General features: G+C 70.9%; 16 protein-coding genes and 1 pseudogene. 7 read left to right on the top strand and 10 right to left on the bottom strand.

Features of this window, described 5'->3' with window-relative positions; genetic code table 11:
• Positions 1–37: 37 nt before the first annotated feature.
• Positions 38–1162, bottom strand: coding sequence for a mechanosensitive ion channel domain-containing protein (locus V8690_RS10485; protein WP_338777613.1), 1125 nt, complete (start codon positions 1160–1162; stop codon positions 38–40).
• A gap of 94 nt (positions 1163–1256) precedes the next feature.
• Between V8690_RS10485 and V8690_RS10480 the strand changes: the two are divergent.
• Positions 1257–1838: pseudogene (locus tag V8690_RS10480) on the top strand (dienelactone hydrolase family protein); the annotation flags it as partial.
• Positions 1839–2084: 246 nt separating this feature from the next.
• Here the strand turns inward: V8690_RS10480 and V8690_RS10475 are convergent.
• The 4 genes from V8690_RS10475 to V8690_RS10460 all read right to left on the bottom strand — a co-directional run bounded on the left by V8690_RS10475 (position 2085) and on the right by V8690_RS10460 (position 6849).
• Positions 2085–3755 (bottom strand): alkaline phosphatase D family protein, encoded by a 1671-nt coding sequence (locus V8690_RS10475; RefSeq protein ID WP_338777611.1) that lies wholly within the window; start codon positions 3753–3755, stop codon positions 2085–2087.
• Positions 3756–3847: 92 nt separating this feature from the next.
• Positions 3848–4666: a DsbA family protein gene (locus V8690_RS10470; RefSeq protein ID WP_338777609.1), complete on the bottom strand. Its 819-nt coding sequence runs from the start codon at positions 4664–4666 to the stop codon at positions 3848–3850.
• A gap of 79 nt (positions 4667–4745) precedes the next feature.
• Positions 4746–5441: a hypothetical protein gene (locus tag V8690_RS10465; RefSeq protein WP_338777608.1), complete on the bottom strand. Its 696-nt coding sequence runs from the start codon at positions 5439–5441 to the stop codon at positions 4746–4748.
• 82 nt (positions 5442–5523) lie between these two features.
• Positions 5524–6849 (bottom strand): DUF2252 domain-containing protein, encoded by a 1326-nt coding sequence (locus tag V8690_RS10460; protein ID WP_338777606.1) that lies wholly within the window; start codon positions 6847–6849, stop codon positions 5524–5526.
• Between the two features lie 216 nt (positions 6850–7065).
• Between V8690_RS10460 and dnaE the strand changes: the two genes are divergently transcribed.
• Complete coding sequence (dnaE, locus tag V8690_RS10455) at positions 7066–10605, top strand: DNA polymerase III subunit alpha (RefSeq protein WP_338777604.1); 3540 nt, start codon at positions 7066–7068, stop codon at positions 10603–10605.
• Positions 10606–10708: 103 nt separating this feature from the next.
• Here the strand turns inward: dnaE and V8690_RS10450 are convergent, their stop codons facing one another.
• Positions 10709–10873: a hypothetical protein gene (locus tag V8690_RS10450; protein ID WP_338777603.1), complete on the bottom strand. Its 165-nt coding sequence runs from the start codon at positions 10871–10873 to the stop codon at positions 10709–10711.
• 222 nt (positions 10874–11095) lie between these two features.
• On the opposite strand from V8690_RS10450, the gene V8690_RS10445 reads away from it, so the two are divergent.
• From V8690_RS10445 to V8690_RS10425, 5 genes are all read left to right on the top strand, one after another.
• Positions 11096–12307 (top strand): NYN domain-containing protein, encoded by a 1212-nt coding sequence (locus V8690_RS10445; RefSeq protein ID WP_338777602.1) that lies wholly within the window; start codon positions 11096–11098, stop codon positions 12305–12307.
• Positions 12308–12430: 123 nt separating this feature from the next.
• Positions 12431–13405 carry an ABC transporter ATP-binding protein gene (locus V8690_RS10440; protein ID WP_338785312.1) on the top strand — a complete coding sequence of 325 codons (975 nt, stop codon included), beginning with the start codon at positions 12431–12433 and terminating at the stop codon, positions 13403–13405.
• Positions 13402–13620, top strand: coding sequence for a hypothetical protein (locus V8690_RS10435; protein WP_338777601.1), 219 nt, complete (start codon positions 13402–13404; stop codon positions 13618–13620). The genes V8690_RS10440 and V8690_RS10435 overlap by 4 nt, the downstream gene beginning before the upstream one ends.
• A complete protein-coding gene (locus tag V8690_RS10430; protein WP_338777600.1) occupies positions 13617–14438 on the top strand; it encodes an ABC transporter permease in 822 nt (273 codons plus the stop codon). Before V8690_RS10435 ends, V8690_RS10430 begins: the two co-directional genes overlap by 4 nt.
• Positions 14439–14494: 56 nt before the next feature.
• Entirely contained in the window at positions 14495–15187 is a 693-nt protein-coding gene (locus V8690_RS10425) for an AAA family ATPase (RefSeq protein ID WP_338777598.1), read from the top strand.
• Between the two features lie 102 nt (positions 15188–15289).
• Here V8690_RS10425 and ybaK read toward each other — a convergent pair whose 3' ends face one another.
• From ybaK to V8690_RS10405, 4 genes are all read right to left on the bottom strand, one after another.
• The gene (gene ybaK, locus V8690_RS10420) at positions 15290–15793 is read right to left on the bottom strand and encodes a Cys-tRNA(Pro) deacylase (RefSeq protein WP_338777596.1); all 504 of its coding nucleotides are present in this window, start codon (positions 15791–15793) and stop codon (positions 15290–15292) included.
• An 11-nt stretch (positions 15794–15804) separates the two neighbouring features.
• On the bottom strand, positions 15805–16545 hold the full coding sequence (locus tag V8690_RS10415; protein WP_338777594.1) for an LON peptidase substrate-binding domain-containing protein: 741 nt from the start codon (positions 16543–16545) through the stop codon (positions 15805–15807).
• A gap of 11 nt (positions 16546–16556) precedes the next feature.
• On the bottom strand, positions 16557–17585 hold the full coding sequence (locus V8690_RS10410; RefSeq protein ID WP_338785311.1) for a hypothetical protein: 1029 nt from the start codon (positions 17583–17585) through the stop codon (positions 16557–16559).
• A 121-nt stretch (positions 17586–17706) separates the two neighbouring features.
• Positions 17707–19266: an oxidoreductase gene (locus tag V8690_RS10405; RefSeq protein WP_338777592.1), complete on the bottom strand. Its 1560-nt coding sequence runs from the start codon at positions 19264–19266 to the stop codon at positions 17707–17709.
• Positions 19267–19336: the final 70 nt, after the last annotated feature.

The raw sequence follows: 19336 nt of genomic DNA, 5'->3' as shown, positions 1-19336 counted from the left end.
GCCCGTAGCTGTTCACCTGTGCCTGTCTGCCTGTTCGTCAGCGTTCCGGCCTCGCCGAGCCGTGGAAGCGGCGCTGCTGGTGCGGGACGCCGTCCTGGGACGGGCGGTGGCCGTTCTGGGACGGGGGCAGGATCGCGTCCGCCGTGTTGACCCGGGGCAGGGCGTACGGATGCTCGTCGGCCAGCCAGCGGACCATCTGCTCGCGGACCGCGACCCGCACCGTCCAGATGTCGTCCGCGTCCTTGGCGGTCACCAGGGCCCGTACCTGCATGGTGTTCGGGGTGGTGTCCGTGACGGACAGGTCGTAGGCGCGGCCGTCCCAGGCAGGGCACTCGCGCAGGAGGTCGCGGAGCTTCTCGCGCATCGCGTCCACGGGTGCCGTGTGATCGACGTGCCAGAAGACGGTGCCGGTCATCTGTGGCGTGCCGCGCGACCAGTTCTCGAACGGCTTGGACGTGAAGTACGACACCGGCATGGTGATCCGCCGCTCGTCCCAGGTGCGCACGGTCAGGAACGTCAGCGTGATCTCCTCGACCGTGCCCCACTCGCCGTCCACGACGACGGTGTCCCCGATGCGCACCATGTCGCCGAAGGCGATCTGGAACCCCGCGAACATGTTGCTCAGCGTGGACTGGGCGGCGACACCGGCGACGATGCCGAGGATGCCGGCCGAGGCCAGCAGCGAGGCACCCGCCGCGCGGAACGCCGGGAAGGTCAGCAGCATGCTCGCCGCTGCCACCACGCCGACGATCGCGGACACCACCCGCATGATCAGCGTCACCTGGGTGCGCACCCGGCGGACCCTGGCCGGGTCGCGGTGGGCCCGGGCATTGGCGTACCGGGTGTAGGACGTCTCGACGATCGCCGCCGCCATACGGATCACCAGCCAGGCGGCCGACCCGATCAAAACCAGGGTCAGCGCCCGGCCGATGCCCTCATCGCGGCTGTCCAGCAGTTGTGCCTCGTCGTACGACCCTCTCAGCAGGGCCGCGAAGAGGACGAGCTGGTAGGGGATGCGGCCGCGGCGGAGCAGCCCCCACAGCGGGGTCTCGTGGTGCCGTTCGTCGGCCTTGCGCAGCAGGAAGTCGGTGGCCCAGCCGATCACCAGCGTGAGCACGACCGAGCCACCGACCACGATCAGCGGTCGCAGCAGGTTCTCCATGCCCCCGAACCTAACCGGCTCCTGGGGGCATGAACATGTGACTTCGACGGCGTCCTGGGTAGTGCCGTGATCTCGGCTTGTCACTCCTGGCTGGCACCATGGCCTCATGAACATCATGCTCTTTCACTCGAGCCATGGGCTGCGGCCCGCGGTGCTCCAGGCCGCCGACCGGCTGCGCGCGGCCGGACACGAGGTGTGGACGCCCGACCTCTTCGAGGGACGCACGTTCGACACGGTCGAGGAGGGCATGGAGCACAAGGAGAAGATCGGCAAGGAGGAGCTGCTGAAGCGGGCCGTGCTGGCCGCCGCGCCCTACTCCGAGCGCGGGCTGGTGTATGCCGGGTTCTCGCTCGGCGCCTCCATCGCGCAGACCCTCGCCCTGGGCGACGACAAGGCGCGCGGGCTGCTGCTCCTGCACGGCACGTCGGACATCGCGCCGGACGTCACGGCGGAGGACCTGCCGGTCCAGCTGCACGTGGCGGAGCCGGACCCGTTCGAGACGGACGACTGGCTCAGCGCCTGGTACCTCCAGATGGGCCGGACCGGCGCCGACGTCGAGGTGTACCGGTATGCCGGGGCCGGTCATCTCTACACCGACCCGGACCTGCCGGACTACGACGAGGAGGCCGCCGAGGCCACCTGGCGGGTGGCGCTCGGCTTCCTCGAGAGCCTCTAGGCGAGCCCCTCCAGAAGTGGGAGCGAGCCCCTCCAGGAGGTCGTCAGCACTTCTTCGGAGGAGGGACCAGCGACGCGAAGTGCCCGGACCAGACCCAGCCCACCGGCTGGGAGTCGTAGATCCGGCACCAGACGTTCCCCGACGGAGCGGCGGTGGTCGAGCACGCGATCCGCAGGGTCGTGCCCCGCGGTTCCACGTGGCTGTCCGCATGGGGTTGCCCGTCCGGGCACGCAGTCGCGACGGTGGTTACACCGGGTCGTGGACGCGCTCCATCTTCTGCGTGGCGCTGCGCGTGCGGTACGAGCGGGCCCACGTGGCGGTGGCGTCGCGCTTCGTGCGGTCGGACAGGACGTAGTAGTCCATCTGCGCCCGCTCGGCCGTGATGTCCAGGACGCCGTAGCCGTGGCGGTCGGTGTCGACCCAGTGGACGTGGCGGTTGGCGGCGCGGATCACGGGCGCGGCGACCGCGGAGACCGTGCCCTCGGGGACCTTGACGAGGTCGTCGAGGTTGTCCGAGGTGACCGAGGTGACGACGAACTCCGTGGCGGCCGACGGGGACAGCGGGTACGTACCTGCGTCCACCGGCACGTCGTTGGCCCAGGCCATGTGGATGTCGCCGGTGAGGAACACCGTGTTGCGGATCGCGTTCGCGCGCAGGTGGGCGAGGAGTTCGCGCCGGTCGTCGGTGTAGCCGTCCCACTGGTCGGTGTTGAGGGCGAGGCCCTCCTGCGGCAGGCCCAGCAACTTGGCGAGGGGCTTCAGCACATCGGCGGAGAGCGAGCCGATCGCGAACGGCGAGACCATCACGGAGTTCCCGACCAGCCGCCAGGTGGTGTCGGACGCCTTCAGGCCCGCCTTGAGCCAGTCGAGCTGGGCGCGGCCGGTGAGCGTGCGGTCCGGGTCGTCGACCCCACCGTCGCCGACCCTGACCTGCTGTGAGCGGAAGGAGCGCAGGTCCAGCAGCGAGAGGTCGGCCAGCTTGCCGAAGCGCAGCCGGCGATAGGTGGTGCCCGCGATCGCCGGGCGCACCGGCATCCACTCGAAGTAGGCCTGCCTGGCTGCGGCCTGGCGGGCGGACCAGGTGCCCTCGGCGCCCTCCGCGTGGTTCTCGGCGCCGCCCGACCAGGCGTCGTTGGCGAACTCGTGGTCGTCCCAGATCGCCACGACCGGGGCCGCCGCGTGCAGCGCCTGGAGGTCCGGGTCGGTCTTGTAGCGCGCGTGCCGGGCGCGGTAGTCGGCGAGGGTGAGGATCTCGTGGGCCGGGGCGTGCGGGCGGACGACCGTGCCGCGGGTGCCGTACTCGCCGGTGCCGTACTCGTAGATGTAGTCGCCCAGGTGCAGCCAGGCGTCCAGGTCGCCGCGGGCCGCGAGATGGCGGTACGAGGAGAACCAGCCGGCCTCCCAGTTGGCGCAGGAGACCACGCCGAAGCGGAGGTTGGTGACGGGCGCGTCGGCCGCGGGGGCGGTGCGGGTGCGGGCGGCGGGGGAGTCGGTGCCGCCGGCGGAGAAGCGGAACCAGTAGTCGGTGGCCGGTTCCAGGCCGCGGATGTCGGCCTTCACGGTGTGGTCGGAGGCGGCCGTCGCGGTGGTGGAGCCCTTGGTGACGACGGTTCTGAACGCCTTGTCCCTGGCGACGACCCAGCTCACCTCGGTGTCCGGGCCGAGCCCGGAGCCGGGCATCGCCTCCGGTACGGGGGTCACACGGGTCCACAGCAGGACGCCGTCCGGCAGGGGGTCACCGGAGGCCACGCCGTGCAGAAACGCGGGGGCCTGGTCGACGGCGCGCGCGGGCAGGGTCGCTGCCAGCGGCCCGGCCAGGACAGCGGTCGCCGCCGCGGCCTTGACGACCGTACGGCGGCGCGGGGTGAGGGAGTTGAGGTCCTCTGACGGTTTCGATGATCTGTATCGACTGGTCACGGACGATCAGGTTACTGATCGGTACGCACCAGAGCGGGCGAACTCCCGAAGTTCGCCCGCTCTTCACGTGGTGGCCGGTCCCGGACCCGCCGTCACTTCTTGAGGGCCTCGCCAACCACCCGGTTGAAGTCGGCCACCGTCATCAGCGGCGTGCCCTGGCTGTCGGCGGTGAGCTGCTTGCCGTCCATGACGAAGCCCGGGGTGCCCTGCACGCCGTCCTTGTTGTCGTCGAAGGTCTTCGACATGGCCATCGCCCAGGCGTCGTAGGTGCCCTTCTCGACCGCGTCCTGGAACTTCTTGTTGTTCTTCAGCTCGGGGACGGAGTTCGCGACCTTGATGAGGTAGCTGTCGTTCTTGAACTCGTCGGTCGTCTCGTCCGGGTGGTACTTCGCCGAGTACAGCGCGGCCTTGTAGTCGAGGAACGCCTCGGGGCTGACGTTCAGCGCGGCGCCCAGGGCGCTCAGCGCGTTCTTGGAGCCCTCACCGTTGTCCTTGTTGTCGATGAAGGTGGCGCCGATGAACTGCATCTTGAACTTGCCGTCGTCGATGTCCTTCTTCACGGTCGGACCGACGGTCTGTTCGAACTGGGCGCACACGGGGCAGCGCGGGTCCTCGTAGATCTTCAGGGTCTTCTTGGCCGAGTCCTTGCCGATGACGACCGTGGTGCCCTTGGCACCCGTGGTGTTGGCCGGGGCGACGACCTTGGCGTCCTTCTGGGCCTCCCAGTACGTGGGCTTGTTGGCCTGGACGACCGCGTAGCCGATGCCGCCGGCTATCGCCAGGACGCCGACGATGGAGGCGGCGACGATGATCTGCCGCTTGGCCTTCGCCCGCTTCGCCTCGCGCTCGCGCTCGATGCGCAGCCGCTCACGGGCCGCCGTCTTCTCCGCCTGGCTGTTCCGCTTGCTCATGGTGATGTTCTCCGTCGGGGACGCGCACACGTCGTGTGCGGAAGTACGTAAGGGGGACTGCCGGTGCTCGAAAGGTGCCTCACACGAAGGCGGGCGAGCACGGCGGTCCACGCCGTCCCAGGGAGTACGTGAGGATCCGGTCGCGGGCGGTGGGCGTACGGTCCGCCGCTCGCGCCGGCAGGCGGGCCCCGGCCGGCGTCCGCGCCACCGCCACCGCGGCGACCGCCAGCAGCAACGGACGGAACGTGCTCGCAGCCACCGCCCGCAGCAGCTGCGCCAGGGCCCGCTCGCCCCGCCGCAGCCAGACGGCGGCGGCCAGTCCCACGCCGACGTGCGCGCCGAGCAGCAGCCAGGCGGTGGCCGGGTCGGCATGCGCGACCGCGACCGCGAGCCGTTCGGTGCCGGTGGCCCCGGCCATCCGGGCCAGCGGCGTGCCGATCTCACCGCCCCCGCACAGCACGTCCAGGCCGACCGACCGCAGCGGGCCGGCGACCGGGCCGCCCGACCGGCCGTAACAGGCGTGCTGTCCGGTGGTGAACACCGTGTCGGCGGCCAGTTCCAGCGGGATCAGCAGGGCCGCGATTCGCCCGAAGGAGCGCTCGCGGCCCGCCAGGGCGTACGCGATCACGAACACGGCGGCGGCGACCGCGGCCACCGCGCCCAGCGGGAGCGGGACCCGGGACAGCAGCACGTGCGACGCGGTGCCGAGCGTCACGACCACGGCCGTGAACAGCGCCGCGCGTACGGCTCTGAGCTGGATCCCGGATATGTCCATAGCGAAAGGAGAGTCTGTCACGGGGGCCTGTAAGGGACCCCTAAAGGATGCCTGTGAGAGAGCGGATGGCCAAAGCCCCGGCTTACAGACCCGGGATCCGGCCGTTGCGGAACAGGTCCACGAAGGTCTGGTGGTCGGCACGCGCGCGTGCGCCGTAGCTGTGCGCGAAGTCGATCAGCAGCGGGGCGAAGCCCTCCTCGTCGGCCGCGATCGCCGCGTCGATGGCCCGCTCCGTGGAGAACGGCACCAGGGACTCACCGGACTGGTCGTCCGCCGCCGAGTGCATCGTGGCCGTGGCCCGGCCGAGGTCGGCGACCACCTGGGCGATCTCCTCCGCGTCGTCGATGTCGCCCCAGTCGAGATCCACCGCGTACGGCGAGATCTCGGCGACCAGCTGGCCCGCGCCGTCCAGCTCCGTCCAGCCCAGCCACGGGTCGGCGTGCGCCTGGAGGGCGCGCTGGGAGATGACCGTGCGGTGCCCCTCGTGCTGGAAGTAGTCGCGGATCGTCTGGTCCGTGATGTGCCGGGAGACGGCCGGGGTCTGGGCCTGCTTGATGTAGATCACCACGTCGTTCTCCAGGGCGTCGCTGTGGCCCTCCAGGAGGATGTTGTACGAGGGCAGCCCCGCCGAGCCGATGCCGATGCCGCGCCGGCCGACGACGTCCTTCACGCGGTAGGAGTCCGGGCGGGCCAGCGAACTGTCCGGCAGCGTCTCCAGATAGCCGTCGAAGGCGGCGAGGACCTTGTAGCGCGTGGCCGCGTCCAGCTCCACCGAGCCGCCGCCCGGCGCGAAGCGGCGCTCGAAGTCTCGGATCTCCGTCATCGACTCCAGCAGCCCGAACCGGGTCAGCGACCGGGCGTCACGCAGCGCGTCCAGCAGCGGGCCCTGCGCGGTGTCCAGCGTGAACGGCGGCACCTCGTCGCTCTTGGCGCCGGTGGCCAGGGCGTGGATCCGCTCGCGGTACGCGACCGCGTAGATCGTCACCAGCTCGGAGATCTGCTCGTCGCTGAGTGCCTTCGCGTACCCGATGAGGGCGATGGAGGCGGCGAAGCGCTTCAGGTCCCAGGTGAAGGGGCCGACGTACGCCTCGTCGAAGTCGTTGACGTTGAAGATCAGGCGGCCGTTGGCGTCCATGTACGTGCCGAAGTTCTCCGCGTGCAGGTCGCCGTGGATCCACACGCGCGAGGTGCGCTCGTCCAGGAACGGCCCGCCCCGCTTTTCTTGATCCAGATCGTGGTAGAAGAGGCACGCCGTGCCCCGGTAGAACGCGAAGGCCGAGGCCGCCATCTTCCGGAACTTCACGCGGAACGCGGCCGGGTCGGCGGCCAGGAGCTCGCCGAAGGCGGTGTCGAAGACGGCGAGGATCTCCTCACCGCGGTGCTCGTCGTCGAGCTGCGGGAACGACATCGCTGGGTGCCTCCTGGTGCATACGTCTGGGGACGGCAGGTCCGCCCACTTCCTAACGTGCGGCGGTCCGCGGGAGTGCCCGCGACCCCCGCATGAAGGTACGCGGGTCAGCCCCCCGAGTGTCGGTGGCGAGGCATAGACTTCGACGCTGTCCCCCAGACTGTCCGCAGCCTGTCGGGCCCCATTCGACGTATGTTTTCTCTGGAGGCCGCAGCCGTGTCAAAGCCGCCGTTCACGCACCTGCACGTCCACACCCAGTACTCGCTGCTGGACGGTGCCGCGCGGCTGAAGGACATGTTCAACGCGTGCAACGAGATGGGCATGACGCACATCGCCATGTCCGACCACGGCAACCTCCACGGGGCGTACGACTTCTTCCACTCCGCGCAGAAGGCCGGGGTCACCCCGATCATCGGCATCGAGGCGTATGTCGCGCCCGAGTCGCGCCGTAACAAGCGCAAGATCCAGTGGGGCCAGCCGCACCAGAAGCGGGACGACGTCTCCGGTTCCGGTGGTTACACCCACAAGACGATGTGGGCCGTGAACAAGACCGGCCTGCACAACCTCTTCCGGCTCTCCTCGGACGCCTATGCCGAGGGCTGGCTCCAGAAGTGGCCCCGGATGGACAAGGAGACCATCGCCAAGTGGTCCGAGGGCATCGTCGCCTCCACCGGCTGCCCCTCCGGCGAGGTCCAGACCCGGCTGCGCCTCGGCCACTTCGACGAGGCCCTGAAGGCCGCCGCCGACTACCAGGACATCTTCGGCAAGGACCGCTACTTCCTGGAGCTGATGGACCACGGCATCGAGATCGAGCACCGGGTCCGCGACGGCCTGCTGGAGATCGGCAGGAAGCTCGGCATCCCCCCGCTGGTCACCAACGACTCGCACTACACGTACGCGCACGAGGCGAGCGCCCACGACGCCCTGCTGTGCATCCAGACCGGCAAGAACCTCTCCGACCCCGACCGCTTCAAGTTCGACGGCACCGGCTACTACCTGAAGTCCACGGACGAGATGTACGCCATCGACTCCTCGGACGCCTGGCAGGAGGGCTGCTCCAACACCCGCCTGATCGCCGAGATGGTCGACACCACGGGCATGTTCGAAAAGCGCGACCTGATGCCGAAGTTCGACATCCCGGAGGGGTACACGGAGGTCAGCTGGTTCCGCGAGGAGACCCTGCGCGGCATGCACCGCCGCTTCCCCGACGGCATCCCGGACGACCGCATGAAGCAGGTCGAGTACGAGATGGACACCATCATCTCGATGGGCTTCCCGGGCTACTTCCTCGTGGTCGCCGACTTCATCATGTGGGCCAAGAAGCAGGGCATCGCGGTCGGCCCCGGCCGAGGCTCCGCGGCCGGCTCGATCGTCGCCTACGCGCTCGGCATCACCGACCTCGACCCCATCCCGCACGGCCTGATCTTCGAGCGGTTCCTCAACCCCGAGCGCATCTCCATGCCCGACGTCGACATCGACTTCGACGAGCGCCGGCGCGTCGAGGTGATCCGGTACGTGACGGAGAAGTACGGCGCCGACAAGGTCGCCATGATCGGCACGTACGGCACCATCAAGGCCAAGAACGCGATCAAGGACTCCGCACGCGTGCTGGGCTACCCGTACGCGATGGGCGACCGCCTCACCAAGGCCATGCCCGCCGACGTCCTCGGCAAGGGCATCAACCTCGACGGCATCACCAACCCCGAGCACCCCCGCTACTCGGAGGCGGGCGAGATCCGGGCGATGTACGAGAACGAGCCGGACGTGAAGAAGGTCATCGACACCGCCAAAGGCGTCGAGGGCCTGGTCCGGCAGATGGGCGTGCACGCCGCCGGCGTGATCATGTCCAGCGAGACCATCACCGACCACGTCCCGGTCTGGGTCAGGCACACCGACGGCGTGACCATCACGCAGTGGGACTACCCGAGCTGTGAGTCGCTCGGCCTCCTGAAGATGGACTTCCTGGGCCTGCGCAACCTGACGATCATGGACGACGCCGTCAAGATGGTGAAGTCCAACAAGGGGATCGACATCGATCTCCTGAGCCTCCCGCTCGACGACCCCACGACCTTCGAACTGCTCCAGCGCGGCGACACCCTCGGCGTCTTCCAGTTCGACGGCGGCCCCATGCGCTCCCTGCTCCGACTGATGAAGCCGGACAACTTCGAAGACATCTCCGCCGTGTCGGCCCTGTACCGCCCGGGCCCCATGGGCATGAACTCCCACACGAACTACGCGCTGCGCAAGAACGGGCAGCAGGAGATCACGCCGATCCACCCCGAGCTGGAGGAGCCGCTCAAGGAGGTCCTGGACGTCACCTACGGCCTGATCGTCTACCAGGAGCAGGTGCAGAAGGCCGCCCAGATCATCGCCGGCTACTCGCTCGGCGAGGCCGACATCCTCCGCCGCGTGATGGGCAAGAAGAAGCCCGAGGAACTGGCGAAGAACTTCGTGCTGTTCCAGGAGGGCGCCCGCAAGAAGGGCTACAGCGACGAAGCCATCCAGGCGCTGTGGGACGTGCTGGTCCCCTTCGCCGGCTACGCGTTCAACAAGGCGCACTCCGCCGCGTACGGACTCGTCTCGTACTGGACGGCGTACCTCAAGGCGAACCACCCCGCCGAGTACATGGCCGCGCTCCTCACCTCGGTGAAGGACGACAAGGACAAGTCGGCCGTCTACCTCAACGAGTGCCGCCGCATGGGCATCAAGGTGCTGCCGCCGGACGTCAACGAGTCGATGTCCAACTTCGCGGCCCAGGGCGACGACGTGATCCTCTTCGGCCTCTCCGCCGTCCGCAACGTCGGTACGAACGTCGTCGAGTCGATCATCAGGTGCCGCAAGGCCAAGGGGAAGTACACCTCGTTCCCGGACTACCTCGACAAGGTGGACGCGGTGGTCTGCAACAAGCGCACCACCGAGTCGCTGATCAAGGCCGGCGCCTTCGACGCCATGGGCCACACCCGCAAGGGCCTGACCGCACAGTACGAACCCATGATCGACAACGTGGTCGCGGTCAAGCGCAAAGAGGCCGAGGGGCAGTTCGACCTCTTCGGCGGCATGGGAGAGGACGACAGCAGCGAGCCGGGGTTCGGGCTCGACGTGGAGTTCACCACCGAGGAGTGGGACAAGACCTATCTGCTCGCCCAGGAGCGGGAGATGCTCGGTCTGTACGTCTCCGACCACCCGCTGTTCGGCCTGGAGCACATCCTGTCCGACAAGGCCGACGCGGGCATCTCCCAGCTGACCGGTGGTGAGCACGCGGACGGCGCGGTCGTCACCATCGGCGGCATCATCTCCGGCCTCCAGCGCAAGATGACCAAGCAGGGCAACGCCTGGGCCATCGCCACCGTCGAGGACCTCGCCGGCTCGATCGAGTGCATGTTCTTCCCGGCGACGTACCAGCTCGTCTCGACCCAACTCGTCGAGGACGCCGTGGTGTTCGTCAAGGGCCGCCTCGACAAGCGCGAGGACGTGCCGCGGCTGGTCGCGATGGAGCTGCAGGTCCCCGACCTGTCGAACGCGGGCACCAACGCGCCCGTGATCCTCACCATCCCGGCCACCCGCGTCACTCCGCCGCTCGTCAGCCGGCTCGGCGAGGTCCTCAGTCACCACAAGGGCGACAGCGAGGTCCGGATCAAGCTGCAGGGACCGACCAAGACGACCGTGCTGCGTCTGGACCGGCACCGGGTGAAGCCGGACCCGGCGCTCTTCGGCGACCTGAAGGTGCTGCTCGGACCGTCCTGCCTGGCGGGCTGACGCCGGGCTCGGGAGCGGGCTCTTGACGCGCGTGAGGGGCGTACCTGGTACCGGGTACGCCCCTCGGTGCGTGTCCGGGTCTCAACCACCCGTTACACAGATGTCAGTTGTGACCGAAGCTGCGCTTGCGCTTGCGGGACGCCACGTCGCCGGGGGTCGCCTCGACCTCGGGCTGGGGCTCCGTCTCGGCGGTGGGACGGCGGTCCGCACGCTGACCACGCTCGGTAGGACGCTGCTGCTTACGGTCACGGTTCTTGTTCTTGGCCATGGTGATGCCTCCTGTGGGGGATCTAGGGGCCAGGGCCGGGACCAGATTCACACAGGTCGACAACGATCGCATGTCGGACAATTACCGTGCGTGACAGGGTTGGTCGCGGCGGGAACCTCCGAAACGCCACGCCGAAGATCGAGTTCCGGCCGTTAACCTCCGCGCCGTCGGGCAGACTCGAAGCAAGCCCGAAGTAAACCTCCTGGGAAGAGGGTGAGTCGTGTGGACCGCTGCATCGTCCTGGTGGACGCGGGGTATCTGCTGGGGGCAGCGGCGAGCCTCCTCGCCGGGGAGCCCTCACGATCCCGTATCACCGTCGACCACACCGCCCTCATCCAGGGGCTGCGCGAACGCGCCGAGTCCGACACGCAGCAGCCGCTGCTGCGCATCTACTGGTTCGACGGCGCCCCCGACCGCGTCCCGCAACCCGAGCACCGCAGGCTGCGCGTGATGCCCCGGGTCACCGTCCGGCTGGGCGCGCTGACCCGCAGCGACGGCCGCTGGGCGCAGAAGGGCGTGGACGCCGCGATGCACGCCGAGCTCACCGAACTGGCCCGCAACCGCGCCTGCTCCGACGTCGTCCTCGTCACCGGCGACGGCGATCTGCTGCCCGGCATGATGGCCGCCAAGGAGCACGGCGTCGCCGTCCACCTGTGGGCCGTGCAGGCCGCCGACGGCGACTACAACCAGTCCGAGGACCTGGTCGCCGAGGCCGACGAGCGGCGCGTCCTGGACCGCACCTGGATCACCAAGGCCGTCCGCGCCAAGGAGCACACCGGCGTGTGCGCCCCACAGCCCGCGCCCCGGCCCGAGATCGCCGCGATCCTCTCCGCCCCGCTGCCCGAGTCCGCGCTCGCCGCCGCGGCCGAGCGGCCCGCCCCGCAACCGCAGCACCCCGCAACCGGCCCCGGGCAGAACGGCACGCAGGAGCGGGTGCCCGCCCCCAAAGGCGTCCCCACGCCCAAAGACCTGGCCGCCCTGCGCGCCCCCGGCACCCAGCACACCCAGCCCCCCGCCTCCGCCACCCTCCGCTGGTCCTCCGACAAAGGCTGGGTCGACCGGCCCACGGCCGAGCCCCCCGAGGCTGCCTCGATGCCGACGCTCGCCCAGCTGACCACGGCCGAGCAGCGGTGGGCCGACCGCGAGGAGGACATCACCACCGTCGGCGGCGACCCCTACGAGGTGGGGCAGGTCTTCGCCCGGCGCTGGGTGGAGCGCCTCGGCGACCGGAGCCACCTCCAGAAACTGTCCGGGATGTACCCGCGCATCCCGCACCGCGTCGACGGGGAGCTGCTGCGCTACGCCGCACGCTTCGGCCTGCTCGCCCACAAGGACGACCAGATCGACGAGCAGGACCGGTACGCCATCCGGGCCGGTTTCTGGAAGGAGATCGGCGTGCGCACGGGAGTGGAGCACGCGCCCGTCGGCGAATGAGAACTTTGCCGATGGATTTCCCGCCCTGGACCGACCCGAGAGCGGAGCGGGGTTGCCGACCCCGTAGTCTCGTCCCTTGTGAGTAAGCGCGCGGCACAGGCATTTCGGCACGATGGTGACGTCGTGTGCGCGGTGCGCGGGCTGACCAAGACCTATCCGGCGGTACGCGCCCGGCGCGGCGCGCCCGGAACACCCGAGGTCCGAGCCACGGACGACGTGACGCTGGACATCCGCCGCGGCGAGATCTTCGGCCTGCTCGGGCCGAACGGCGCCGGCAAGTCCACCCTCGTACGGCAGCTCACCGGGCTGATGCGGCCCGACCGCGGCAGCGTGGAGATCCTCGGGCACGACATCGTGCGCCACCCGGAGCGGGCCGCGCGGATCCTCGCCTACCTCGGGCAGGAGTCGACCGCCCTCGACGAGCTGACCGTGTCGCTCGCCACCGAGACCACCGGGCGGCTACGTGGCCTGGACGTACGGCGGGCGCGGGCCGAGCGGGACGACGTACTCGACGAGCTGGGGCTCGCGCCGCTCGCCGGGCGGCCGCTGAAGAAGCTCTCCGGGGGCCAGCGGCGCCTGGCGTGCTTCGCCGCCGCGCTGGTGGGGGAGCGGCCGCTGCTCGTCCTCGACGAGCCGACCACCGGCATGGACCCGGTGGCGCGGCGGGCCGTGTGGTCCGCCGTCGACCGGCGGCGGGCCGAGCGCGGGACGACCGTGCTGCTCGTCACCCACAACGTCATCGAGGCCGAGACCGTGCTGGACCGGGTGGCCGTCCTCGACCGGGGGCGGGTGATCGCCTGCGACACGCCGACCGGGCTCAAGGAGCAGGTTGCCGGCGAGGTGCGGGTCGACCTGGTGTGGCGGGACGCGGCGCCGCTGCACGTCCCCGAGGTGGCCGCGCTGCGGGACCGGGCCGTGGAGTCTGGCCGTCTGTGGACGCTCCGGCTCGGGCCCGAGGAGGCCCGGGCGGTCGTCGCCACCGTCACCGGAGGGGCCGCCTTCGCCGCCCTGGACGACTTCACGCTGGCCACGCCGAGCCTGGAGGACGTGTACCTGGCCCTGGGCGGTGCCGTGCAGCAGGGGCTGGTGAAGGCGTGAGGAGTACCGAGGCCTTGCGTGCGGGGGCCTGGAACATGACGGCCCTGAACATGACGGCCCTGAACATGACGGCCCTGAACATGACGGCCCTGAACATGACGGCCTTGCAGGTGACGGCCCGCAATCCGGCGGCCTTGAGTACGCAGGCCGCCGCGTACGTACCGAACAGGGCGACTGCCGCAGTGGACCCGACGAAGGGGAGCAGCGCGACGTGAGTGTCGTACCCGCCGATGTCCTGCCGGGCAGTGCCCTGGCCGTGGAGGAGCCCGCCGCGTGCGCGGCCGAGCTCGGTCCTCGGGCGCGGCTGTGGCCGTCGCTGGCGGCCGTGTACCGGGCGCAGCTGTCCCGGGCGCGGGTCGCGCGGATCCCGCTGCTGTTCGTGGCGACCTTCCAGTCGATCGGGATCATGATCCTTATGCGCGGGGTCGTGGACGACGGGGCGGAGGCCCAGGCGGTCGTCGCCGGGTCGTCGGTCCTGGTGGTCGCCTTCGTCGCGCTGAACCTCCTCGCGCAGTACTTCGGGCAGCTGCGGGCCAGCGGCGGACTCGACCACTACGCGACGCTGCCGGTGCCGCCGGCGGCGGTGGTGCTGGGCGCGGCGGGCGCGTACGCGTCGTTCACCGTGCCGGGGACCGTCGTGACGGCGGTGTTCGGCTGTGTGCTGTTCGGGCTGCCGCTGGCCCATCTGTGGATCCTCGTGGCCGTGATCCCGCTCGCGGGCGCCGCGCTCGCCGGGCTGGGAGCGGCGCTGGGGCTGCTCGCGCCCCGGCCGGAGCTGGCCACGCTGCTCGGGCAGATGGGCATGTCGGCGGCGCTGCTGCTGGGCGTGCTGCCGGCAGAGCGGATGCCGGAGGTCGTGCGGTTCGCGCGGGATCTGCTGCCGTCGACGTACGGGGTGGAGGCCTTCGCGCGGACGTTCGGGCCGAACCCCGACTGGGCCTTCGTGCTCGGTGATCTCGCCGTGTGCGCGTTGGTGGGCGTCGTCTCGCTGGCCGTGGCGACCTGGGCGTACCGCCGGGCGGCCGTCCGGTGAGCGGGGAGGGATCGTCCGGTGGCGCGGGGCACAGGCGGGCCTGGCACGATGGCAGGGTGACCGCACCACTGAATCCGCCACCGCCGCCGCATGAACGTTCCGCACGGGAGGCGTGGCAGCCACCGGCCGCCGGGCCTGTGGCGCCAGGGTCGCAGCAGGCCGAGTACGCCGGGCACGGCTGGTACGGGCAGGACGACGGGCCCGGGATGAAGACGGAAGTACGCGAGGCCGGCGTGGTCGCCGTGGCGGTGGCGCTCGGCGGGGTGCTGCTGGGTGTGCTGTGGTGGTGGCTCGCGCCGCACGTGCCGCTGGTCGGTGACGTGGTCGAGGGGAACTGGGTCGTCTACCTCAAGGACACCGAGGGGGAGCAGGCCGTCGGGGTCGACGGCACGTTCACGCTGCTCGCGCTGGCCTTCGGGGTCGTCAGCGCCCTCGTCGTGTTTCTGCTGCGGCGGCGTGGGGGTGTGCCGCTGGTGGTGGGGCTGGCCGTCGGGGGGCTGCTCGGGTCGTTGCTGGCCTGGCGGGTCGGGGTGTGGCTCGGGCCTGCGGAGGATGTGGTCGCGCGTGCGCGGGAAGTGGGGCGGGGGGTGACGTTTTCCGCGCCGTTGAAGTTGGGGGCGAAGGGGGCGTTGCTGGCCTGGCCGCTTGCCGCGTTGGTGTTGCATCTCGGGTTGACGGCGTTGTTCGGGCCTCGGGATCCGGAGCCGGAGTTCGGGCACTCGCCTTATGAGGCACCGCCTGCGGCATAGGTGCCCGGCGGTGTGGCTGAGGGCGGGTGGGTGCGCAGCCCGGCGTAGCGGGGTGCTGCCTGCGCCCACCCGTGCCGCCCCAGAGGCCCGACTGCCCGCAGGCTAGGTGCGTCCGACAGGAGCCAGCACCGCTGCTGTCAGCTTGGCAAGGTCCTCCGGGGACAGTTCCACCTCCAGGCCCCTCCTGCCCGCCGAGACGCAGATCGTCGGGTGGGACGACGCCGACGCGTCCAGCACCGTCGGGAGCTTCTTGCGCTGGCCCAGCGGCGAGATACCGCCCCTGACATAGCCCGTCGTGCGTTCCGCCAGTGTCGGGTCGGCCATCGTCGCGCGTTTGCCGCCCACCGCCGCTGCCAGGGCCTTCAGGTCCAGCTGCCCCGCCACCGGGACCACCGCGACGGTCAGCGCGCCGTCGACGTCCGCCACCAGGGTCTTGAAGACGCGGTCCGGGGAGACGCCCATCGCCTCGGCCGCCTCCTCGCCGTAGGAAGGGTGGGAGGGGTCGTGGTCGTAGGAGTGAACCGTGAACTCCACGCCCGCCGCCGTGAGGGCGACCGTCGCGGGGGTGCCGCCCTGCTGTTGCTGCTTCTTCGACTTCTTCGCCATGCCGGTCCGCTTCAGTTGAGACTCGTCGGGCCGCGCGTCAGGTCCGACGCCGGCAACGACGGCAGATTACGGATGATGGCCGTCTCGGAGCGAAGGAGTTTCAGCTCGTCGCGCAGGCGGGAGGCCGTGTCGGGCGCCTGGAGCAGGCGCTGCTTGGTGGGGGTGTCCAGCATCATCGCCGCGGCCACCAGGTACGACACCACGCCGGGCTCGTCGGGCAGGTCGGCGTCGGTCGTCAGGGACCGTTCCCGCGCGCCCGCCAGCCGCTTCTGGTACTGGCGGAAGGACCGCAGCACCCCCTCGGCCAGCGGCGACGCCTCGTCGCCGGGTTCCTCCGGCAGCGTCTCCAGCTCGGCCGTCAGGAAGGGGCCCGACGCCTCCACCGAGACCAGTCGCACCCGGGTCGTGCCGGTCGCCAGCACCTCGAAGGAGCCGTCGGTCCGCTCCCGGATCGTCGCCGCGTCCGCGATGCAGCCCACCTTGTGGAACGCCTCGGCCGGGTCCGTGCCGAAGCCGGCGGCGGGCCCCCGCTCGGGCAGGGACGTGGAGTCGGGCATGCCGGGCGCGCTCGGGGCCACCTCGTGGCCGTCGCGGATCGCCACGACGGCGAACCGACGCGGCTCGTCCTCCGGCGTCTTCAGCAGCTCGCGCATCATGGCGCGATACCGCTCCTCGAAGACGTTGAGCGGGAGCACGAGCCCCGGGAACAGCACCGAGTTCAGGGGGAAGAGGGGGAGCCGGACGGTGGTCACGACGCAAAAGCCTAATGGTCGCGGGAGCGGACTCGTCCGCCCCGTTCACTCCGTGGATGCCCGGGCAGGCCGGCCGCTCCGCTCAGGATGTCGTCGCGTACCCGGAGGAAGTGGCCGAGCGGGTCGTCCGACACCTGGTCCCAGGGGAACGAGGTGGCGTACGGGCCGTTCAGGCGCAGCTGTTCCCGGGCGTCCGGCCAGCGCTCCAGGCGCGCCAGGACGAAGACGAGCAGGTTCCGCATCGGGGCCGGCCAGGGGTCGGCCGCCGGCAGGCGTGGGGACAGCGCGATCGCCCGGTCGGCGGCCGCGTCCAGCCGCTCGCGGGGCAGCTCGGGACCGCAGCCGTCGGTGAGGTAGCCGAAGGCCGCCCGCAGCGGGAGCGCCTGGACGAGCGCGTCGGCGGGCGCGTCCTGCGCGGCCCGGTCGGCGAAGTCGAAGCACTCCTGGTGCGAACCGTGCCAGGACGCGGCCAGATAGCGCAGGGCCGACTCGTGACAGCCGTAGTGGTGCGGGGCGCGGCGGACGGCCGCCGCCCACAGTTCCTCGAAGTAGGTGTGTCCGGCCTGGGCGCCGCGCGCGTGGTCCAGCGCGAGCCGCCACGGCACCGGATCGCCGTGGTCGCCACGGGCGGCGGCCGTGATCAGCGGGCTCACCTCGCGCAGCGCCTCGGCCCGGGCCGGTGACCGCCAGGCGCGGTCCACCGCCAGCTGGGCCCCGAGCAGCAGCGCGTCCGGGTCGTGCGGGGCGGTGGCGAGCCAGGCGTCCAGCCAGTCGGGGCGCGAGCGGGCGAAGGCGGCCAGCCGGGTGACGTACCGGTCGCGCCGCTCCCACTCGGCCGCCGCCCGGGTGGCGCGGAGCAGCCCGGCGGCCGGTCCGTGGTCGCCACGGGCCGCCGCGACCAGCGCCGGGCTGAGCCGCGCGTCGGGCGCGTCGAGCATCACCTCGTCATCGGCGCGCGGCCCGTTGACGAGGTGGGAAGCGGTCCTTGTCATCCGGCTCGCGCGGATGAACGGCAGCTGTATCGCCATGGTGCCGACCATTGAAAGTCCGCTGGTCATGGCGGCGCCAGATCGTTCGGTGAAGTCGCGGAAAGTTGTACACCCCATGGTCAAGAGAACGTAAAAGTGTGACCGTTCAACAACACCGGTCACACCGGCATCATCAGTTGCGCCGCAGCAACCGCGTCGCCCCCGCCGCCACCGTCGTCGCCAGGATCCAGCCCAGCAGGATCATCGCCGTCGCCAGCCACTGCCAGCCCCCGCGCAGCTGCCAGAAGCCCACCTGGCCGAGGTCGATGACGGGCAGCAGCAGATCGAGCGTGAACAGCGTGGGGTTCCACTCCGGATGCTCGCCCCGCTTCAGCGGCGGGTGCCCGGCCTGCGCGAAGGCGAGCGAGCCCGCCGCCCACAGCACCGCCATCCACACCGCGGCCCGGGCCGGCCGGTACCCGTAGGCGACCGTCCAGTCCTGCGCGTAGCCCCACAGCTTGGCGGCCGGCGGCAGGCCCTCCCGGTGCCGGCGCTGCTTGGCGAGCAGCACCTCGCGGGCGTCCTCGTCCTCTCCGCCGGCCCGCAGTACGGCCGCGAGCCGCTCGTACGGCTCCGGGTTGTACTCGGCGGTCGCCGCCGCCACCCAGTCCAGCCGCTCGGACAGCGGGAACGGCCCGCGCGGCACGAGATTCTCGTAGGCGAAGCCGCCCATGTGCAACCGCCCCGGGCCGGGCCAGGCGTCCGCGCGGTCCATCAGGTTGACGATCTTCGCTCCCGACATCACGACACGCCCGCGCGCGGGATGCTCGCCGAGGAACCGCAGCTCCGGCGTCTGCACCCGGCGCAGCGACAGCTCCTGGTCGTCGGTGAGGGTGAATCTGGCCCGCTCGAAGTCGACCGCGTCGCCGAATCGCCCGTCGTCCAGCCGGATCCCGCCCTCGCACGCGAACCGCTGGATCCGCGTCCCGCGCGCCGGGGTCATCCCGCTCATCGCCTGGGCGCCGACGCCCGCCGGGGTCAGATACAGGCTGCGCTCGACGGTCAGCTGCGGGGCGTTGAAGGCGAGCCGCTCGCAGGGATTGGCCAGGCGGGCGCCGCGCAGGCTCAGGGAGACGCCGATGGTGGCGGCGCGCAGGCTCAGCTCGCCGTGCGACTCCAGCAGCTCGGCCTGTAAGTCCTGGCCGACGGTCAGGCCGTCCGCGGCGATCGACCGGCCGCTGCGGTCCCGGTGCACGATCGCCTGGTTGAGCATCAGGTCCGTGCCGATCTGCGCGTCCGTCAGCCGGATGCCGCGGTGGAAGCGACAGCGCGGCAGATGCAGATCGCCCTCCGTCTGCACCCGGGCCGCCTCCAGCCGCGGCACCGAGCAGTCCACCATCCGTACGGTCGTGAAACGCGCCTCCGGCAGCAGCACGTCCTCCTCGAACCGGCACTGGCGCATCTGGACGTACGGCACCACCGTGCCGCCCGCGAGGTCCAGCGAGCCGCTGATCAGCACGCCGGTCAGCTTCAGCGACGACACCCGGCCGGCCAGGGCGGGTGGGCCGTCCAGGAGCAGCCAGCAGACGATCCGGGCCCGCACGGTCCGGTCCTCGCCCCAGGGGTGGCCGCCGTGCGGATCGTCCACCACCGAGTCGCCGCTGCTCAGGTCGTACTCGCTGCCGTTGCGGAACGCCTGCCACATTCCGGCCTCGGCCGCGGTCAGGTCGTCGGGCAGCTCCCCGGCACGCACGCCGGCCCCTCGGTCACGTCTCTTCCTTCCTCCCCTGCTACTCGCGGGTCAGGTGCTTCGTACACCAGTT

Origin of the sequence: Streptomyces sp. DG1A-41 (assembly GCF_037055355.1) — a bacterium.
GTDB lineage: Bacteria > Actinomycetota > Actinomycetes > Streptomycetales > Streptomycetaceae > Streptomyces.
Note: the sequence above shows the minus strand (reverse complement) of the source record. Positions and strands in the feature narration are given on the sequence as shown.